The sequence below is a fragment of the Phyllobacterium sp. T2-21 genome (assembly GCF_055378485.1).
Genome location: NZ_AP027912.1, coordinates 1,599,473 through 1,616,129, shown reverse-complemented (window position 1 = coordinate 1,616,129; position 16,657 = coordinate 1,599,473). Strand labels below are relative to the sequence as shown.

Sequence of the window (16,657 nt, the reverse complement as noted above, 5' to 3'; positions counted from 1 at the left end):
TGCAATTTTCCTTAAAGTCCAATTTGAGGCATTTGTGAGATGGAGATGCTCATCCCTGGATTCCCCAATAGTTTCAAGACCAGTAACATAGGGTTACATAAATGCAATCATCGTCTGGCGGTCAATCGGCGGTTGTCCTTTCAGCCACTTTATCCAACACAGACTGGCTGCGTTTATCCTTGGCTTTTTTCCAACGATGGAACAACGCCCCATGGACCAGACACCGAACCTTCAGCTCCCCTACATCGCACCGTCGCAAGCCCAGAAGCATGTCACCCATAATGAGGCCATCCGGGCGCTGGATGCCCTCGTGCAGCTTTGCGTGGTCAGCAGAACACTCAAGGAGCCGCCGGCCGAGCCACGGGAAGGCAACCGCTATTGTATCGCATCCGGCGCGTCCGGTGCGTGGGGTGGCAAGGACGGGCACGTCGCGGCGTGGCAGGATGGCGCGTGGGCATTCTTCCAGCCGCGGGACGGATGGCGCGCATGGATCGTTGCCGAGAACTGCCTTACAATTTTCAATCAGGGACAGTGGACCGATTTCCGTCCGGCAACAAATCCCGTCGACCGCGTCGGCATCCAAACCCAGGCGGATGACACGAACCGCCTGAGCGTGAAGAGCCCCGCCTCGCTGTTCGACCATGCGGGCAGCGGGCATCAGCTGAAAATCAACAAGGCAGGCGACCAGCAGCTCGCGTCCATTCTTTTTCAGTCGGCCTATCAGGGCCGCGTCGAGATCGGCACGATCTGGAACCGGGATTTTTCCATCAAGGCCAGCATCGACGGCAAGGACTGGCGGGATATCCTGCTTGCCGACAGCAGAACCGGGGCAGTGCAGTTTCCCGGTGGCATCGTCCAGCCGAGGACGGGCAAGAAACTGTCCGGGCTGATTTTCCTGCCCGATGGCGGCGCTACCGCCGTTCTCGAACCCGCCGCGGGCAGCGCTGTCTGTGCGTCCGTCTCCGCCGACCTGCTGTCACTGAAAGGCAAGGCGGCGGCGGGCATCTTTGCCACGGGCATGCGCGGCGTCGCCATGGTCCGCATCTGGAACACCAGCAAATCTCCGGCCCAGTCCGCTTGGGCGAAATGGGATACCGCTGGCGATCAGCTGCAGGTCAGCGATCCCGCCCATATCCGGCCGTGGGCCGCGGGCGATGCGATCCAGACCGCCGATCCGGCCAATCAGACCATCGCTCTCGATATCTCGCCGCTCATGCAAAAGCAGCTTGGCGGGGCCTTCCCGCAGGAAGGGGTGTTGCTGGGCAACGGGGCGGGCGGGGATGTGACAATCCCATGCCCCATCGCTTCACCGGTATCATCCGGCAATCTGCTCATCTTCAAAGCGGACGAGCGCAGGCGATTCAATGTGATCGGGATTTACGGATGAGCGGCACTGGTTTTTTATCGTGCGTGGTTCGACAAGCTCACCATGAGGGAGGTGGTTTGGTGCAAGGTTAATCACAGACGTTGCAGAACTTAGCTCTCTGCAGCCCGCTCCATCCCTCATGGTGAGCTTGTCGAACCACGCACCACTGCACTGCAAAACTTTCCTCAGCTGCCGCGATAGGTTGAGTAGGACCATGGCGTCACCAAGAGCGGCACGTGGTAATTCGCCTCCACATCCGCGATGGCAAAACGGATAGGCACCACATCGAGAAAGGCAGGTTCCGCCAAAGCAGCGCCCTTTGCCCGAAAATATGCCTCGACAAAAAAACTGAGCTCGTAGCGCCCGACCGCCATTTCGCCGGGCGGCAGCAGCAGCGCGTCGGTACGGCCATCGGCATTGGTGACCGTCGTTTTGAGCAGATGCCTGATCTCATCCGCGTCGATCCGATGCAGTTTCAGCATCATGCCTGCGGCAGGACACCCGGCCGCCGTATCCAGCACATGTGTGGACAGTTTTCCCATGGATGACCTCTCAGGCTAGCAGATCGTCAAGTCGGAACCGGGCGATCAAGGCGATCTGGCGCAGGGCTTCGGCCACCTCTTCGCCGGCATTGTTCTGCAACCGCGTCCTGAATGCCGCCAGGATGGAATGCTTGTCATGACCGCGTACGGCGAGAATGAACGGAAAGCCGAACCGCCGCTGATAGCCGTCATTCAACCGGTGGAATTCGTCGAATTCGCCATCCGTCAGCCGGTCAAGCCCGGCGCCCTTCTGTTCGCTGGTCGAGTGCACCGTCAGGCTGCCCTGGCGGGCGGCCTTGCCTGCAAGGTCCGGGTGGGCACGGATGAGGCCAAGCTGCGCCACCTGCCCGGCCTTGTCGACGGCACCGGCCATGGCCGCGTGCAGGAGTTCCACACTGGCGAAGGGCCGCAGCGGCACCACGGCTTCCGCAACCCACGGTGAATGCTCGAAAATACCGCCCAGCGCCTTGACGAAGGTTTCAGGCGCGGCATCGTTCAGTTCATCGAGAGTCATCGGCATCTTTCTTCATGCGTTGTTTCAGTGCGTTGACCGCACGCAGCACGTTTTCCGGCGTCGCGGGCGCATCGAGCCGGGGAGCGATGGCACCCTGCGCCAGCGAGGCAATGGCATCACGGATGGCGAGCCAGACAGAGACCCCGAGCATCAGCGGCGGCTCGCCGATGGCCTTGGAACGGAACACCGTTTCCTCGCGGTTGGGCGCGTTGTCGAGAATGCGCACATTGAATTCCGGCGGGACATCGCGCGATCCGGGAATCTTGTAGGTGGACGGCCCGACAGTGCGCAGCCTGCCTGTCTTGTCCCACCAGAGTTCCTCGCAGGTCAGCCAGCCCATGCCCTGGACAAAGGCGCCCTCGATCTGGCCGAGATCAATCGCCGGATTCAGCGGCGAGCCGACATCCTGCAGGATATCGGCGCGCAGGCAGCGCGTCTCGCCGGTGAGCGTATCGACGGCAACTTCCGTCACCGCCGCGCCATAGGTGAAATAGAAGAAGGGCCGGCCCTTCATCGTCTTGCCGTCCCAATGGATTTTCGGCGTGGCGTAGTGCCCGGCTTCCGACAGCTGTACCCGTTTGAGCCAGGCCATCTTGGCCAGTTCGCCGAAGGATATGGATTCGTTATCGGCGTGAACACGGCCTTCGCGATAGACGATGGTCGCTTCCTGCACGCCGAAATGTTCGGCGGCAACGGCGGTCATGCGCGCCTTGATCGCCGTGGCTGCCTTGAAGGCCGCCATGCCGTTGAGATCGGAGCCGGTGGACGCCGCCGTAGCGCTGGTGTTCGGCACCTTGCCCGTCGCGGTGGAGGAGATGCGCACCATGTCGAGCTCGACCTGGAAGACTTCCGCCACGACCTGCGCCACCTTGACGAACAGGCCCTGCCCCATTTCCGTGCCGCCGTGGTTGAGGAAAATCGAACCATCGAGGTAGACGTGCACCAGCGCACCGGCCTGATTGAGCGAGGTCAGGTTGAAGGAAATACCGAACTTGACCGGCATCATCGCCAGCCCCCGGCGGATGACCGGATTGGCAGCGTTATGCGCATCGATCTCGGCGCGCCGCTGGCGCCAGTCGGCCGAGGCCAGCACCGCTTCGGTCACCTCGATCAGCCGGTTGTCTTCCACCGGCTGGCCATAGGGCGTCACCGCGCCGGTTTCATCGCCGTAATAGTTGATGGCGCGGACGTTGTTGGGATCGAGCTGCAGCTCCCGCGCGATGGTATCGATGATGTTCTCGATGGTCAGGATGCCCTGCGGCCCGCCGAATCCCCGGAAGGCGGTGTTGGAAACCGTATTGGTCTTGCAGGCATGGCCGATAAAGCGGGCGTGCGGAATATGGTAGGCATTGTCCGTATGCGTCAGCGTGCGGGTGATGACAGGGCCGGTGAGGTCAGGCAGGTTTCCGGCGCGGGCGAGATATTCCACATCCAGCCCGCGAATGCGGCCGCGTGAATCGACACCGACTTTCCAGTTGGCCACATAATCGTGCCGCTTGCCGGTTCCCGCCATGTCGTCGCGGCGTTTCAGCCGCAGCTTGCACGGCTTTCCCGTCTTGGCAGCCACCAGTGCCGCCGCCCCGGCGATGATCGTCGCCTGGCTTTCCTTGCCGCCGAAACCGCCGCCCATGCGCCGCACCTGGCATTCCACCGCATTGGCATGCAGGCCGAGGATCAGCGCCACATGGTGCTGCACCTCAGTCGGATGCTGCGTCGAAGAGTGCACCAGCATCTCGCCATTTTCACCGGGAATGGCATAGGCGATCTGGGTTTCCAGATAAAAGTGATCCTGCCCGCCCATGTGCAGCGTGCCGGAAAAAACATGCGGTGCACCGGCAATCGCCGTCGCGGCATCGCCGTCGATGACTTCCTGCGGCGGCAGGACATAGCTCCTGCGCCGGTGCGCCTTCTCGATATCCAGCACCGGCTCCAGCGGTTCGATGTCGACCTTGACCTTCTTCGCGGCGCGATAGGCCGTTTCGAAATCGCGGGCAGCAACGACGGCGATGACCCGCCCTTCATGATCGACGATATCCTCGGCGAACAGCGTTTCGCCATTGAGGATCGGGCCGACCTCGTTGTGGCCGGGCACATCCCTGGCCCACCAGACACCGGCCACGCCCTCCATCGCCAGCGCCTGCGCCGGATCGATGGATTTCAGCCGCCCATGGGCGACCGGCGAAAGAACAAAGGCCGCGTGCAGCGTGCCGGGCAGTTCGGGCATGTCGTCGATGTAGTTCGCCTCGCCCGCCACGTGGCGTGCGGCGGAATCATGGGCAATGCCCTTGCCGACGATGCTGCGCTGGACAGTATGGGGAGCATTGTCGGTCATAGCGCCATCACTTCCACGGTCTCGCCGGAGACATCCCGCCAGAACCGCTCAACCAGATTGGCTGCTACCTGCAGCCGGTAATCCGCGCTGCCGCGCCAGTCGTCGAGCGGCTTGAACGTCGCGGTGATTGCCGCCGCGCAGGCTTCGACCGCTTTCGCATCGAACTGCGTGCCGACCAGCGCCTGCTCTGCGGCCACCGCCCGGCGCGGTGTTGCCGCCATGCCGCCGAAGGCAATGCGCGCGCTGCGGACCTGGCCATCCTCGCGGGTGATGGAGAAAGCGGCGCAGACCGTCGAGATATCCTGATCGTAGCGTTTGGAAATCTTGTAGACGCGAAAATCCTGCCCCGGCTTCGGCTTGGGGATGGAGACCGATGCGATCACTTCGTCGGCCCGCAACTCCGTCTTGCGATAGTCGAGGAAGAAATCCTCCAGCGCCATGAACCGGCGGCCGTTGAGCGAGGCCAATTCCACATCGGCGCCCAGCGCGATCAAGGCAGGCGGGCCGTCGCCGATGGGGCTTGCGGTGCCGATATTGCCGCCAATGGTTCCCATGGAGCGAATCTGGGTCGAGCCGAAACGGCGAATAAGCGTGGCAAAGGACGGATAGGAACCGGCGACGCGCGCAAGCACCTCCTCCCAGGTCACGGCAGCCCCGAAACTCAGATGATTGTCCGTCTCGCCGATGGCCCGCATTTCCCGCACATGCGCCAGCGAAATGACATCGTCCCAATCCGCATGGTAATCGGCCAGCGCCACGCCGAGATCGGTGCCGCCGCCGAGCAGCAGGGCATCCGGCCTGTCCTTGCGCAGTTGCAAAAGGTCCGCCAGCGTTTGCGGCTGGTGGAAGGTCGAACCATCGGCCGATACCGCCTTTTGCGGCTCCATCTCGGCGAATGCCCTCACCTCAAGGCCCGGTATCGGAGCGCCGCCAGCACCTGCCACCTTGCGGGCGGCTTCAACGATGGGGCGGTAGCCGGTGCAACGGCACAGATTGCCCGCCAGCGCATCGTGGATTTCGTGGTCATCGGGATGTGCCGTGCTGGCGGCAAGGCCGGCCAGCGAAATGACGATGCCCGGCGTACAGAAGCCGCACTGCGACGAGCCGTTTTCCGCCATTGCCGCCTGTACGGGGTGCAGGACTTCGGTTTTCAGGCCTTCGACGGTGACCAGCGCTCGCCCATCGAGCTGACCCATGGCGAGAATGCAGCTGTTGGCGGCGTGATAGCGCACCGAATCACCAGAGGGATCGCCGATCAGCACCGAGCAGGCGCCGCAGTCGCCCTCGGCGCAACCTTCCTTGGTTCCCGTCAGGCGCGGCGCGCTGCGCAGCCAGTCGAGCACCGTCATATCCGGCCGGACCGACGCCAGCTGTTTTTGACCATTGAGAAAAAATTTGATCGTTTGTGACATGGTGCACAGCTTCATCCGGCAGCGATGAAGCGTCAAGGGGCAGAGGGAAGTTCGTGGTGTCTTGGTGCGTGGTTCGACAAGCTCACCGTGAGGGACGTGGTTTGGCTGCAATGCCAATCGCAAAGGTTGCAGAATATAGCTCCCTGCAATCCTCACTCTCCCTCATGGTGAGCTTGTCGAACCACGCACCGCCTATCTGCGATTCAGACCGTTTCGATCCGATAAACCACATCCCCGAAGAAAAACTCTTCAAGATTGTCCCCCGCACCGCCGCGATCGACCACGAGGAAATCCGACGCCGCTTCCAGCGAAATCAGCGGGTGATGCCAGACATTGCGGCCGTAATTGACGCCCTGATTGCCCTGTGCCAGGAACGCCCTCGGCTGCCCCGGACGGCCCGCATCGTCTTCCGCCACGACGACGAGAAACGGCCGGTCCTGCAGCGGATAGAATGCCTGGCTGCCGAGGGGATGGCGCTCAAGCATCGCGATGTTGATGGGTGGGGCGAAAGCCTGTCCGCGAAAAATATTGACCAGAACCCGCGCCTCCGCCCCGCTCACATCGACATGGGCCAGATCGTGAAAACGCTGCGTGGTACCATTGTTGATCAGGCGTATGTCGGCACCCTCGGTTTCGATCACATCGCCAAAGGGTTCGAACGCCGCGCGGGTCAGCGGCTGGACGGCAAGCAGAGAGATGGTCATACGGCACTGTCCGGGCGATGATGCTCGTGCCAGTGGCGTGCGATATCGATGCGGCGCGTCACCCAGGCAGCCTCGTGCCCCTGCACATAATCCAGGAACCGCTCCAGCGCCGCCGCCCGTCCGGGGCGTCCGACAAGACGGCAATGCAGGCCGACGGACATCATCTTGGCCGCGCCTTCCTGCCCTTCCCGGTAGAGCACGTCGAACGTGTCCTTGAGATAGGTGAAAAACTGGTCGCCGGTATTGAAACCCTGCGGCGTGGCAAACCGCATGTCGTTGGCATCGAGCGTATAGGGAACAATCAGATGCGGACCCTTCGGCCCTTTTACCCAATAGGGCAGTTCATCGGCATAGCTGTCGGCGGAATAGACGAAACCGCCCTCTTCCATGACGATCTTCAGCGTGTTGTCCGAGGGCTTGCCCTGATAGATGCCGAGCGGGCGCGAGCCGGTGATTTCGGTGTGCAGCCGCACGGCTTCGAGGATGTGCTGGCGCTCGATGTCTTCCGGAAAATCCTTGTACTCCAGCCAGCGCAGGCCGTGGCTGGCGATTTCCCAATCGGCTTCCTGCATGGCGGCCACCGCTTCCGGGTTGCGTGCCATGGCCAGCGTCACGCCATAGACCGTGACCGGCAGGTTGCGGCGGGTAAAGATGCGCCACAACCGCCAGAAGCCGGCACGGGAGCCGTATTCGTAGATGGATTCCATGTTGAGATTGCGCTGCCCCGGCCACGCCGCCGCACCGACGATTTCCGAGAGCAGGTTTTCCGACGCCGGATCATTGTCGAGAATGCAGCTTTCGCCACCCTCCTCGTAATTGATCACGAACTGCACGGCGATGCGGGCATGGCCCGGCCATTTCGGGTCCGGGGTATTGCGGCCGAAGCCGATGAGATCGCGGGGGTAATCGGACACGGAGTGCCTCTCCAACAGACAATGCTGCACCCCCTCCATCCGGCAGGACAGAGGGGGTGCAAAGAGCAGGAATCAGCGGCGCTTGAGCAGCGAGCCGACGGCCGGGACAATGGCGGCGGCCAGCGCCAGCTTCAGGATATCGGCAACGATGAACGGGCCTACGCCGAAGGCAAACGCCTTCTCGAAGCCGAGCAGGTAAGCCATCCAGAGGAAGCCGAGGCTGAGGATGATCGCCTCACCGGCGAGCATGGCAACACCCATGGCGACGGGGTTGCGGGCAAAGCCCTTGTCAGCGGCAAGACCGACAACCCAGGCTGCGGCGAGATAGGCGACGAGGTAGCCGCCCGTGGTGCCGACCATATAGGCAAGGCCGATGCCCTTTTCCGGCGTTCCGGTGAAAACCGGCATGCCGAGCGCACCTTCGAGCAGGTAAAGCGCCATGGTGGCCACGGCCAGGCGCGAGCCATAGGCGGCGGCAATGGCGAAAACGGCGAAGGTCTGCATGGTGACATTGACGAAAACCATGTCGATCTTGGTCTTCGCCGCAAGGGTCATCAGCGCCGTGCCGACAAGGGCAAGCGAGACAAACCATACGGCTTTGGCAAGCTGGCCTTCCGGCTGGAAGGTTTCAGCAAGGGAACGGGTCTGGGCAGCAATCATGTTCTATCCTCCGGATCGGCTTTCGCCACGCGTTGAAAAGGGTATATTGGGGATGACGCCGCAGCGCAATATGCGCAAGGCCATACACAAGGTCCGCACACCCCCATGTCCCTCGTTTTCGACAGTTCTTTTGCGCCGCATTATGGCGAAGCCGTCGAGATTGCGCCTGATATCAAGCGCATCACGGTCAACAATCCCAGCCCCTTCACCTTTTTCGGCACCAACAGTTATCTGATCGGCCGCGATACGCTGGCGCTGATCGATCCGGGTCCAGTTGACGATGCCCATCACACGGCATTGCTGCGCGCCATCGCCGGGCGGCCGGTCAGCCATATCTTTGTCAGCCATACACACCGGGACCATTCGCCGCTCGCAACGGTGCTGAAAGCCGAGCTTGGCGCCACGCTGGTGGCGGAAGGCCCGCACCGCCCGGCCCGGCCGCTGCATATTGGCGAGATCAACCTGCTCGATGCCAGCGGCGACTATGATTTCGTGCCCGATATCGCCGCTGCCGACAATTCGGTCATCATAGGCGATGGCTGGGCCCTGCGCACCATTCATACGCCCGGCCACACGGCCAACCATGTGGTGTTCGGGCTTGAGGGAACGGACATCCTGTTTTCCGCCGACCATGTGATGGCCTGGGCCACATCCATCGTGGCGCCGCCCGACGGCTCGATGTCGGACTACATGGCTTCGCTCGACCGGCTCCTTGAGCGGCATGACCGGGTCTATCTTCCCGGCCATGGCGGTGCGGTGACCAAGCCGAAAACCTTCGTGCGCGGTCTGAAAGCCCACCGCAAGATGCGCGAGCGCGCCGTGCTCGAGCGGGTCAAACTGGGCGACCGCACGATCGCCGCCATGGTCAAGGTCATCTACCGGGAAACCGACCCGCGCCTGCACGGCGCGGCGGGACTGTCGGTGCTTGCCCATCTGGAAGATCTCGTTGCCCGCGGCAAGGTGCATACGGAAGGCAACCCCTCCATCGACGGCGTCTACTGGGCCGGCTGAGTGGTGTCTTCCTCCGGCTGCGCATTCTGCACCTGCGCATCGAGGTCTGCCATGAACCGGGCGATGCGCCCGGCATTTTCGCCAAGATCGTGAATGCCGTAGCGCGAGACCGACCGCATATCGACATAGGTGGTCTCGCCCTCGTCGCTCAGGCGGATGACGACGTCGCTGGTGAAGCCCAGCAGCCAGGTCCGCGCCACGACTTCCATGAGTATTTCCTCGTCGTCGCCGGGCACGCCCTTCTGATCGATGATGGTCCAGCCATTGTTGGTGATCACCGTCACGGCGGCATCGAGAACGCGGTCCGGCGAGCCTTCGTAGCGCCGGCCCGTCACTTCGGGATAGGCCTTGGCCTGCAGGGCGCGGCTGTGCGGATCGTTGACCAGCGGGTTCATGCGGTCCGTCCGTTGACCGGCCAGGGCAAACAGCGCAGGCGGCTCGGTGACATCGGTCGACACGTCATAGATCGCCGGCAGGGTCATCGCCTGGTAGACCGTCACGACAAAGGGCCCGAGGACCACCAGCGCGATCACCGCGCCCCAGAAGGCGGACGGGCCGCCGCGGTCGCCGCGGCGCCACAGGCTGGTGAATCCCTTGATGCCGAGCAGCAGCGCCAGCACCGCGAGGGCCGCCACAATGGCGAGCAGCCAGAGAAACTCGGGGGTTTCGATCCGCTCGAAGCGGTGCCCCAGGCCGGACAGGACAAACAGGATGGCCGACAGGAACGCGATCCGCACCGACCATTTGGCGGAAATCGATTGGCGGCGTCGGATGTGGTGTCGCATGGAATCCCGATATGGCTGGTCTGTGACTGACATGAACAGCTAACCGTATTTCCCCGGTGAGACAAGCATTGGAACGGCAGGCCCCGCGGCCGCCGGCCGTTGCCAAGGCTCCTGCCCGCTAGACCACTGCCGGGATATAGACCCGCGCCGTCTCGTCGTAGATCATCCCGATGGCCGGATCGGTCCGGCTCATTTTGCCGGTTTCAATGTGGCCCGCATAGCGGCGCAGATACCTGCTGTCCGTGTTCACCGCATCGACGAAGGAAACATCGTACCAGCCGTCCTTTGTGGCGACGTCAACCTTGTCTGTACCATTGGAAACAATCGTCGGCTTTTCATCGGGATAGTAGGCATTGATCATTTTCAGTTTGCCGTTGGCCGTGGGCCAATTTTGCAAATCAAAAGTGAGTGCCTTGCCGTCTTTATCGGGCGTTATATGGCAGTTGAAATAAAAGGCCGTTTCGGTACCGTCGAATATAGTGCCGCGAGCTTCGGCCAAGTAGCCATTGGGCCCGTAGACAGCATGGTGATAGTTCATATCAGCCCCAACGGACAACGGGCAAGAAATCGTCAACTCCGGATCGCCAAGCATTATTCCTTCCACGCTTATGGGTTGGGATTGCAGCCAAGCTTGCTCATTATAGTTGTAAAGTACAAATGACACGCCCAACTTACCTGAATTTTTAAAAATACACTCCGGGTACGCAGTCATGGAGGAAGAAAACCGAAAGCTGACCTGAAAATCGTAACCAAGCGGCAACAAATCGCACTGTGTTCGATCCTGCTTCACTGCCACCGTTTTTTTTGCATTGGGATCGGCATTGACGTGCTCGATCTTGGGTTTGAGTGGATTGTCCGCTTTTTTCTTTGCGTTGGTCTTTTCACCGTCAGTTAGAATTTTTACCGGCAGCGCCTTATTGATCAATGCATCAATTGTTCCGGTCGCCTCGCGGTTAAAATCGAATGTACCGGTCAGGTCGCCTGCAACGGCCCGTCGCCAGGAAGAAACATTCGGAAGGCTTGGCCTTTTGAAATATTCCCCCTTTGCCGCAAATCGTTTTTCGATCCACGTGTCGAGGAATGAAATGAACGAGGTGTGATCGAATACTTCGGAACAAACACGCCCGCCGGCGCTCCATGGAGAAATGACCAGCAACGGGACACGCATGCCCATCCCCAAAGGCCGTGTAGCTTCACGTTCCTTCTTTTCATCGCCGGTTTCTTTATCGGCCAGCTTTTCCTTGAATGCATTTTCCGAATTGAAATCACGCCCTTCTTCTTTTCCTGTTTCGTTGTTCAATCGTGTTGACGTGACCTCTATGCCCTCCGACAAAGCCTTTGCAGGTATGCCGTACCACGCAGCGGCTTCGGGATAACTTAAAGGCGGCACGGGTGGCGGCATATGATCGAAAAAGCCGCCATTCTCGTCATAGGTTATGAAGAACGCTGTCTTTTTCCAGACGTCCTTGTTGGCAGCGAATGCGCGCAGTATCTCATTTACATAATACTCGCCGAAATGCGGGGGGTATTTGGGGTGCTCGGAAAACGCTTCCGGCGCGATAATCCATGAAACGGCGGGAAGCTTGTCCGAAGCAATATCCTGCTCAAACTTCGACGGCTGGTTCGCATCGGTCCGCAATACCGAGTTTTTTAATCGGCTTTTCGTATAGATCGGTGTGTTTTCCTTGCGAAAATTTGCGAAGGCTTCCAGGGTATTATTGTCGTAGTTTCCCGTGAATACATCGCTCCCCAGGCCATCCTGATAAAACTTCCAGCTCAGGCATTTTTCCAGTTCCTGCCTCACCTTCTGTTCACGCGATTCAAGGTTTTTGAGCGCGTCTTCCAATACTTCCGGATAGGACTTCCAATCAGGTCGTCCCAGCACCTTGTGCGGCGTACCGAAGGGAAAATGGCTGTTGTCGTAGCGGCCTTTGCTGGTTCCGGTCCAGAAATAGATGCGATTGGTGTCGGTTCCGCCATTGTGCGAACAGAAATAGGCGTCGCAAATGGTGAAGGCTTTGGCCAGCTGGAAATAGAGCGGAATATCCCGTTCGGTGTAATGGGCCATGGACACGATGCCCTTTTGCGGAATCCATTTGTCCATGAGGCCGCTGTTCCACGCGGCAAGACCGCTTTTGTAATCATGGGCTGGGTCTTGCAGGAAGACACCGCCCGCGCCACCCTCCTCGTCCGGCGTATCACCTTGCGGCAGTTGATACGGCTTTACCATTTGCGCCGAACCGTCCGACTGCGCCTGGTGCCAGACCGGTTCCCCATTTTTCAATTTCAGCGGCCGCGGATCGCCGAAGCCCCTCACACCACGCAATGTGCCGAAGTAATGGTCGAAGGACCTGTTCTCCTGCATCAGAATGACCACATGCTCGATATCCGCCAGCGAGCCTTTCCGGCAGTGCGCCGAAGCGCTCAGCATATCTTCCACAACGGTTGAACTGGCTAAAGCCTCCTGCATATAGGCCGAACATGCCGCATAGGCGGCGGTATTGACGCCGGCGATACCGAGCATCTTGATAAAATCGCGTCTGTCCATAGTAGCTTCCCAGGATAATAAAATATTGAAATAACTATCTTTTTTGGATCGAACGCCTTACTGACAAACCTCGACAGCAGGCTGCAAGCGAGCAGATTCGGCGGCTTTCAGATGGTTGATCTCATCCTGAAGTCGCCTCATTTCGGCTGCATCCGCAGCAAAACCGGCGTTCTGATTGGCAAGCGCAGCAATCTGGTTCTTCAGTTCGTCGAACTGTGCCGCGTCAAATGTCGATGCTGAGACGACATTTGGGTCGGGTTGTTCAGTGTCGGAACAGGCGGTGAGAAAAAGCAATGGGAGCAATAGAAAAAATCGAGGTTTCAAAATCCCCTCCGGTTAATGAATGCGTGACTGAAAATGCAGTGTCTAAAAAATGAAATCGGTTTTTGAGTTTGAATATGGGCAACGGCACATGAATGCCCGCAGTGTATGAAGCTCTGATGACGCAATCGCCTACAACCCGGCGCCGGGCGGCATCTGCCCGCCACCGAACCATCTCAACCGTTTACACTTTATGAGTAGATCGGCTGTCACATAGCTGACATCATCGCCCCGGTGATTCAGGGCAGGATAGAAGGCGGGCAAGCAAGCCGCTTTTACAACGCAAAATGACGAGGCCGGATAGAATGCCTGAGACTGGCAAAGCGGTTTCGCTTGAAGTTGTCGAGATCGAACTGGCGCTTGGCGCACAGGATATTGTTGCCGACGGTTTCGAAGGCGTTTTGCAGAAGGCCGCGGCCCTGGTCGGCGGGGAGGTTGTTTTCAACATTCGCGCGCCGGAAGACGGGGACCAGCAGCGCATTGCGGCCATTTCCCTGTCGGACGGTGCCGTCGACCAGCTCGTTTTCGTCATGCTCGGCAATGACGGCACCAGCCTTACCGTTTCGGCCGAAGATGATGAAACCACGCTGCTCACCCGGCTCGGCAAGGATTATGCGGCCGTGATGAAGGGCCTTCGCCCGGAATAACGACGCAGGCGACGTTTTCTTTTGGAAGCCGCTTTGCTCTTTCCGGCAAGTCTGGCTAAGCTCGCCCCATCCCATCAAAATGGAGTCATGAAATGGCGAGCAGCCGCCCCCTTACAAATGTCCAGCAGCGCGATATCGATTCGATCCTGCATCCCTATACCCCCCTCCATAAATTGCAGGATCAAGGACCGCTGGTGATGGGCCATGCCAAGGGGGTCTATATCTATGACACGCAGGGCAAGGAATATATCGAGGGCATGGCGGGCCTGTGGTGCGCCGGTCTCGGCTTCGGCGACGAGGAAATGATCGACGCTGCGACCGAGCAGCTGCGCACCCTGCCCTATTACCACCTCTTCGGCGGCAAGGGCATGGAACCGGCGATCGAGCTTGCCGAAAAGCTCAAGGAAATAGCGCCTGTTCCGATCTCCAAGGTTTTCTATACCTCGTCGGGTTCCGAAGCCAATGACACGCAGGTCAAGCTCGCCTGGTATTACAACAACGCGCTGGGCCGCCCGAAGAAGAAAAAGATCATCTCGCGCGTCAAGGCCTATCATGGCGTGACCATCATGGCCGCGTCGCTGACCGGCCTGCCCTATAACCACAAGGGCTGGGATCTGCCGGTGGAAGGCATCCTGCACACCGACTGCCCGCACTACTACCGTTTCGGCCAGGCGGGCGAGAGCGAGGCGGAATTCGTGGCGCGTCTTGCCGATTCGCTGCGCGACATGATTGAACGCGAAGGCCCCGACACCATCGCCGCCTTCATCGCCGAGCCGGTGATGGGTGCAGGCGGCGTGCTGGTGCCGCCATCGGGCTATTTCGCCGCCATCGAGCCGATCCTGCGCGAGCACGACATCCTGATCATTGCCGACGAGGTCATCAACGGTTTTGGCCGCACCGGCCACTGGTGGGGCAGCCAGGCCGTCGGCATGACGCCGACCACCATCTCGGCGGCCAAGCAGCTGACATCGGCCTATGCACCGCTCGGCGCCGTGCTGGTTCCCGAAGACGTCTACCAGGCCTATGTGGATCACAGCGCCCAGATCGGCACGTTCGGCCACGGTTTCACCTATGGCGGCCATCCCTTGGGCTGCGCGCTCGGGGTCAAGGCCATCGAGATCTACCAGCGCCGCAACATCGTCGACTATGTGCGCGGCCTGACGCCGACCTTCGAAGCACGTCTGAAGAAGGTCATCGATCATCCGCTGGTCGGCGAAGTGCGCAATTCCGGCCTGATGGGTGCGGTGGAACTGGTGGCCGACAAGGCAACCAAACGCTCCTTCGATCCGGCGCACGGTGTCGGCGCACAGCTCGCCCGCTTCCTCGAAGGCCACGGCGCGGTGCTGCGGGCCATCGGCGATTCCATCGCCTTCTGCCCGCCGATGATCATCACGGAAGCGGAGCTGAACGAGCTCTTCAACCGCTTCGAGCTGGCATTGGCCGATACGGAAGAGCACGTCGCGAAGAACAATCTGCGCGCAATAAGCTAATTTCTCAAAAAGAGACGGGGCGGCTTGCGCCGCCCCGTATCCGGTTCAGCGTGCCTTGAGGAAATCGCCGACTTCCAGCAGGACGAATTCATTGTCATCGGCTTTGTCGAGGGCACGTCCGGCCGAGAATGGCAGGTTGTTGTCGTTGCCGACGATGATGTGGCTGGCATCGACGACGTCGACATTCTCGATGGTGACGAACGGCATGTCGTAAAAGCCCTCGCCGCCGCCCTGGCGCTTCCTGTTGTCAGGATCAGCAATGTTGAGAAGATCGATGTAGCCGATCTTGCGCACGGCGGCGCCCACATTCTGGTCGGTCATTTCGATCTTGTAGATGCGCTTGACCTTGGACGGCACATCGAAACAATCGGGCTTGGGCGTCTTCGGGTCGGCACACGCCTTTGCCGCGGTGCCCGCACCATTGTCGCGTTCGATCACCAGCGCCGTCGTGTCGTCGATCATGTTGAAATCGCCGATCGCCTCGCCGCCCGGTGCCAGCGGATAGAGCCAGCTGCGGCCGGTCCAGTTCTTCGATGCGACATCGAATTCGATGACGCGCAGCGCCGGCTGGCCGTCAACCTTTTCCACCACGCCGTCATCGCCGAACAGCGGGCCTTCGAGCAGGCCGTAGAGTTTCTTGCCGCCCTTTGACTGCGCCAGCCCTTCAAAGCCGCCGGAACGCTTGAGGTTGAATGCCGGGTTCTTCAGCGTCGGATTGGCCGGCAGGGTGATGGCCGGATTGTCGGGCGAACGGACGGCGCGATCACCGACCTTGGTGGCGATGACGTCGGTGACCTTGCCGTCGCGGGTCACCTTGACGAGATAGGGGCCGAACTCTTCGCCGATCCAGAAGCCGTCGGCGACAGGCTGGATCGATTCGACATCGAGATCACTGCCGGTGAGATAGCGGGTATCGCTGCCTTCCATGACGATCGGGAATGGGATTTTCTTGTCCGGATCGCGCAGGAACACGGTTTCCTTGCGCTCGACCGTGCCTTTGTCCCAATTGAAAGCGAGGTGATGCAGCATGAGCATGGCATCGGGCGAATTCAGCTTGGTGCCGAAACCGTTGTCGGAGAGCGACCAGTAGGTGCCATCACCGACCGCCTTGATACCGGAAAAGCCCTGCACCGGCTGGCCATCGAATGGCAGACTAAGGCCGGTCAGCCGCACGCCGTCCTTGCCGGGAACGGTCGCCAGACCTTCCGCCCGCTTGCGGTCGGCGGTGGTGAACTTGCCCGAGGTCTTCAGGTGTTCCGGCGCATCGTCCGGTGCCTTGATGATCGTGTTGGCCGGCAGGATGGCATGGGAGACGAGTTTCGCCTTGAATTCCTGATCCGCGGCCAGGGCCGAGGCAGGAACCAGAAAGGAAGCGCAGAGCAGAGCGGCAAAGAGGGGTCGCATGGGGTTC

15 protein-coding genes are annotated in these 16,657 nt (G+C 60.4%); 4 read left to right on the top strand and 11 right to left on the bottom strand.

Features of this window, described 5'->3' with window-relative positions:
- Positions 1–211 precede the first annotated feature (211 nt).
- Positions 212–1,387: a DUF2793 domain-containing protein gene (locus ACZ5FP_RS08070; RefSeq protein ID WP_464662966.1), complete on the top strand. Its 1,176-nt coding sequence runs from the start codon at positions 212–214 to the stop codon at positions 1,385–1,387.
- 164 nt (positions 1,388–1,551) lie between these two features.
- Here ACZ5FP_RS08070 and uraH read toward each other — a convergent pair whose 3' ends face one another.
- From uraH to ACZ5FP_RS08035, 7 genes are all read right to left on the bottom strand, one after another.
- Complete coding sequence (gene uraH, locus ACZ5FP_RS08065) at positions 1,552–1,908, bottom strand: hydroxyisourate hydrolase (RefSeq protein WP_464662965.1); 357 nt, start codon at positions 1,906–1,908, stop codon at positions 1,552–1,554.
- Positions 1,909–1,918: 10 nt separating this feature from the next.
- Positions 1,919–2,422 carry a 2-oxo-4-hydroxy-4-carboxy-5-ureidoimidazoline decarboxylase gene (gene uraD / locus ACZ5FP_RS08060; RefSeq protein ID WP_223611490.1) on the bottom strand — a complete coding sequence of 168 codons (504 nt, stop codon included), beginning with the start codon at positions 2,420–2,422 and terminating at the stop codon, positions 1,919–1,921.
- On the bottom strand, positions 2,409–4,754 hold the full coding sequence (gene xdhB / locus ACZ5FP_RS08055) for a xanthine dehydrogenase molybdopterin binding subunit (protein WP_464662964.1): 2,346 nt from the start codon (positions 4,752–4,754) through the stop codon (positions 2,409–2,411). Before xdhB ends, uraD begins: the two co-directional genes overlap by 14 nt.
- Positions 4,751–6,166 carry a xanthine dehydrogenase small subunit gene (gene xdhA, locus ACZ5FP_RS08050; RefSeq protein ID WP_464662963.1) on the bottom strand — a complete coding sequence of 472 codons (1,416 nt, stop codon included), beginning with the start codon at positions 6,164–6,166 and terminating at the stop codon, positions 4,751–4,753. Before xdhA ends, xdhB begins: the two co-directional genes overlap by 4 nt.
- Positions 6,167–6,369: 203 nt before the next feature.
- The gene (locus ACZ5FP_RS08045; RefSeq protein WP_464662962.1) at positions 6,370–6,870 is read right to left on the bottom strand and encodes an ureidoglycolate lyase; all 501 of its coding nucleotides are present in this window, start codon (positions 6,868–6,870) and stop codon (positions 6,370–6,372) included.
- The gene (gene puuE / locus ACZ5FP_RS08040) at positions 6,867–7,823 is read right to left on the bottom strand and encodes an allantoinase PuuE (protein WP_464662961.1); all 957 of its coding nucleotides are present in this window, start codon (positions 7,821–7,823) and stop codon (positions 6,867–6,869) included. The genes ACZ5FP_RS08045 and puuE overlap by 4 nt, the downstream gene beginning before the upstream one ends.
- A 33-nt stretch (positions 7,824–7,856) precedes the next feature.
- The gene (locus tag ACZ5FP_RS08035) at positions 7,857–8,444 is read right to left on the bottom strand and encodes a biotin transporter BioY (protein WP_346306500.1); all 588 of its coding nucleotides are present in this window, start codon (positions 8,442–8,444) and stop codon (positions 7,857–7,859) included.
- A 105-nt stretch (positions 8,445–8,549) separates the two neighbouring features.
- Between ACZ5FP_RS08035 and ACZ5FP_RS08030 the strand changes: the two genes are divergently transcribed.
- The gene (locus tag ACZ5FP_RS08030; protein WP_464662960.1) at positions 8,550–9,455 is read left to right on the top strand and encodes an MBL fold metallo-hydrolase; all 906 of its coding nucleotides are present in this window, start codon (positions 8,550–8,552) and stop codon (positions 9,453–9,455) included.
- On the opposite strand, the gene ACZ5FP_RS08025 is transcribed toward ACZ5FP_RS08030, so the two are convergent.
- The 3 genes from ACZ5FP_RS08025 to ACZ5FP_RS08015 all read right to left on the bottom strand — a co-directional run bounded on the left by ACZ5FP_RS08025 (position 9,440) and on the right by ACZ5FP_RS08015 (position 13,112).
- Entirely contained in the window at positions 9,440–10,240 is an 801-nt protein-coding gene (locus ACZ5FP_RS08025; RefSeq protein ID WP_464662959.1) for a DUF1499 domain-containing protein, read from the bottom strand. The two genes, ACZ5FP_RS08030 and ACZ5FP_RS08025, sit on opposite strands and share 16 nt — an antisense overlap.
- A 118-nt stretch (positions 10,241–10,358) precedes the next feature.
- Positions 10,359–12,788 (bottom strand): alkaline phosphatase family protein, encoded by a 2,430-nt coding sequence (locus tag ACZ5FP_RS08020; RefSeq protein WP_464662958.1) that lies wholly within the window; start codon positions 12,786–12,788, stop codon positions 10,359–10,361.
- A gap of 57 nt (positions 12,789–12,845) precedes the next feature.
- Positions 12,846–13,112, bottom strand: a complete 267-nt coding sequence (locus ACZ5FP_RS08015) for a hypothetical protein (protein ID WP_464662957.1) — start codon at positions 13,110–13,112, stop codon at positions 12,846–12,848.
- 302 nt (positions 13,113–13,414) lie between these two features.
- Here ACZ5FP_RS08015 and ACZ5FP_RS08010 point away from each other — a divergent pair, with 302 nt between their 5' ends.
- Positions 13,415–13,756 (top strand): hypothetical protein, encoded by a 342-nt coding sequence (locus ACZ5FP_RS08010; protein WP_346306505.1) that lies wholly within the window; start codon positions 13,415–13,417, stop codon positions 13,754–13,756.
- A 92-nt stretch (positions 13,757–13,848) separates the two neighbouring features.
- Positions 13,849–15,246 (top strand): aminotransferase, encoded by a 1,398-nt coding sequence (locus ACZ5FP_RS08005; RefSeq protein WP_464662956.1) that lies wholly within the window; start codon positions 13,849–13,851, stop codon positions 15,244–15,246.
- Positions 15,247–15,291: 45 nt separating this feature from the next.
- Here the strand turns inward: ACZ5FP_RS08005 and ACZ5FP_RS08000 are convergent, their stop codons facing one another.
- A complete protein-coding gene (locus tag ACZ5FP_RS08000) occupies positions 15,292–16,650 on the bottom strand; it encodes an esterase-like activity of phytase family protein (RefSeq protein ID WP_464662955.1) in 1,359 nt (452 codons plus the stop codon).
- Positions 16,651–16,657 lie beyond the last annotated feature (7 nt).

Coding starts and splice junctions, on each gene's coding strand:
- ACZ5FP_RS08070 (WP_464662966.1), top strand. CDS start 212: ATGGACCAGACACCGAACCTTCAGCTCCCCTACATCGCACCGTCGCAA.
- uraH (WP_464662965.1), bottom strand. CDS start 1,908: ATGGGAAAACTGTCCACACATGTGCTGGATACGGCGGCCGGGTGTCCT.
- uraD (WP_223611490.1), bottom strand. CDS start 2,422: ATGACTCTCGATGAACTGAACGATGCCGCGCCTGAAACCTTCGTCAAG.
- xdhB (WP_464662964.1), bottom strand. CDS start 4,754: ATGACCGACAATGCTCCCCATACTGTCCAGCGCAGCATCGTCGGCAAG.
- xdhA (WP_464662963.1), bottom strand. CDS start 6,166: ATGTCACAAACGATCAAATTTTTTCTCAATGGTCAAAAACAGCTGGCG.
- ACZ5FP_RS08045 (WP_464662962.1), bottom strand. CDS start 6,870: ATGACCATCTCTCTGCTTGCCGTCCAGCCGCTGACCCGCGCGGCGTTC.
- puuE (WP_464662961.1), bottom strand. CDS start 7,823: ATGGAGGGGGTGCAGCATTGTCTGTTGGAGAGGCACTCCGTGTCCGAT.
- ACZ5FP_RS08035 (WP_346306500.1), bottom strand. CDS start 8,444: ATGATTGCTGCCCAGACCCGTTCCCTTGCTGAAACCTTCCAGCCGGAA.
- ACZ5FP_RS08030 (WP_464662960.1), top strand. CDS start 8,550: ATGTCCCTCGTTTTCGACAGTTCTTTTGCGCCGCATTATGGCGAAGCC.
- ACZ5FP_RS08025 (WP_464662959.1), bottom strand. CDS start 10,240: ATGCGACACCACATCCGACGCCGCCAATCGATTTCCGCCAAATGGTCG.
- ACZ5FP_RS08020 (WP_464662958.1), bottom strand. CDS start 12,788: ATGGACAGACGCGATTTTATCAAGATGCTCGGTATCGCCGGCGTCAAT.
- ACZ5FP_RS08010 (WP_346306505.1), top strand. CDS start 13,415: ATGCCTGAGACTGGCAAAGCGGTTTCGCTTGAAGTTGTCGAGATCGAA.
- ACZ5FP_RS08005 (WP_464662956.1), top strand. CDS start 13,849: ATGGCGAGCAGCCGCCCCCTTACAAATGTCCAGCAGCGCGATATCGAT.
- ACZ5FP_RS08000 (WP_464662955.1), bottom strand. CDS start 16,650: ATGCGACCCCTCTTTGCCGCTCTGCTCTGCGCTTCCTTTCTGGTTCCT.